At 39.9% G+C, this 1,385-nt stretch carries 2 protein-coding genes; one reads left to right on the top strand and one right to left on the bottom strand.

Annotated elements, in window-relative coordinates; translation table 11 throughout:
• A partial coding sequence (locus C9J12_RS30035; RefSeq protein ID WP_107247124.1) for a recombinase family protein occupies window positions 1–641 on the top strand: 641 nt, incomplete at its 5' end.
• A 137-nt stretch (window positions 642–778) separates the two neighbouring features.
• Here C9J12_RS30035 and C9J12_RS30040 read toward each other — a convergent pair.
• Complete coding sequence (locus C9J12_RS30040) at window positions 779–1,345, bottom strand: DJ-1/PfpI family protein (protein ID WP_107247127.1); 567 nt, start codon at window positions 1,343–1,345, stop codon at window positions 779–781.
• Window positions 1,346–1,385 lie beyond the last annotated feature (40 nt).

The following is a 1,385-nucleotide window of genomic DNA, read 5'->3' on the forward strand; positions in this document are numbered from 1 at the left end:
AAATGTTTATTCGGGCGTACCTCAGAGCCTCAACTGACGACCAAGATGCAAGTCGAGCAAGAAAAACCCTCAGTACGTTCACAGAGCTGCACAAACAACGAATAGCGAGTTACTATCAAGAAAACATTAGCGGTACACAATTAGAGCGTCCAGAATTAAATCGGCTACTTGATGACACTCAAGAAAACGACATATTATTAATTGAGAACATCGACCGACTCACTCGACTCAATGATAAAGATTGGAAAACGCTCAAACAGAAAATTGAGCTGAAAGGATTGCGGATTGTTAGCCTAGATGTACCGACGTCCTATTTGGCTATTGATAACAAACGATTCATTAACGATGACCCCATCATCAAGGCTGTACTTGAATCAATTAATAATATGTTGATTGATCTTCTGGCGGCGATGGCCAGAAAGGATTATCTGACACGTAGAGAACGTCAGAGCCAGGGAATAGAAAAAGCCAAAGAAGAAGGGAAATATAACGGTCGTGTTGCAGATAAAGAACGCCACCAAAAAGTCATGTATTACCGGAATAACAAAATGTTGAGTATTTCAGAAATGGCGGCTGCAACAGGGTACAGCCGCTCTCAGGTTTGTCGTATCCAAGCGTCACATAAAAAGAATCTTGAATAGTCAAGCTGCCTAACTCAAAAGTTAGAGCTGCAACTTTCGCGACCTGTGGATTTAATATTCCTGAATAATATTCAAGATATTTGAATTATTACGGATGATAAATAAAAGCTACTTTGCTTATCAAAGACAACTCGCAGCTAGTGTTCGAAATAAATATGGCTCGCCTGCCAATCAACTTTTTCCTGGTTACCAACGAGTAGATATTTTGCAACTGTAAAGGCAAATTCAAAACTGACACCTAACCCTTTACCGCTAATAAACCGACCATCGACCACCACTTTTTGATCGAGAAACTGACCATCATCGAACTTTTTATCTAATCCTGCGCCTGTTGTATAATAGTGCTGGCCCAGCAGTTGATGAGCGGCTAATACCTTGGCTCCAGATGAACACAAGGCACAGATATATTTATCTTCATTAATATGACGTTTAAGGAAATCAATCACCATAGGGTTAGCTGACAAATTATCAGTACCTTTTGGTCCCCCTGGCATCATAACTGCGTCATAAGTCGTGTTGAAACAGTTTTTGAGGATATCATCAGCGGTAATACGAGTTTTAAAATAGGTATTCAACGCTGTCGTTTCCATACACGACAATACTGTTACTTTAATATCTAATCGACGCATAATATCGATAAAAACTACGGCTTCACCTTCTTCGAATCCATCCGCTAATAAAACAGCAACATGCTTCTCTGTCATCTTTAAACTCCTAGGCATTCACTAACTTACACGTTTCACG

This window comes from Photobacterium frigidiphilum (assembly GCF_003025615.1).
Classification (GTDB): domain Bacteria; phylum Pseudomonadota; class Gammaproteobacteria; order Enterobacterales; family Vibrionaceae; genus Photobacterium; species Photobacterium frigidiphilum.

What these genes read in the sequence shown, in the direction of transcription:
- C9J12_RS30040 (WP_107247127.1), bottom strand. Translation starts at nt 1,345, where the DNA reads ATGACAGAGAAGCATGTTGCTGTTTTATTAGCGGATGGATTCGAAGAA.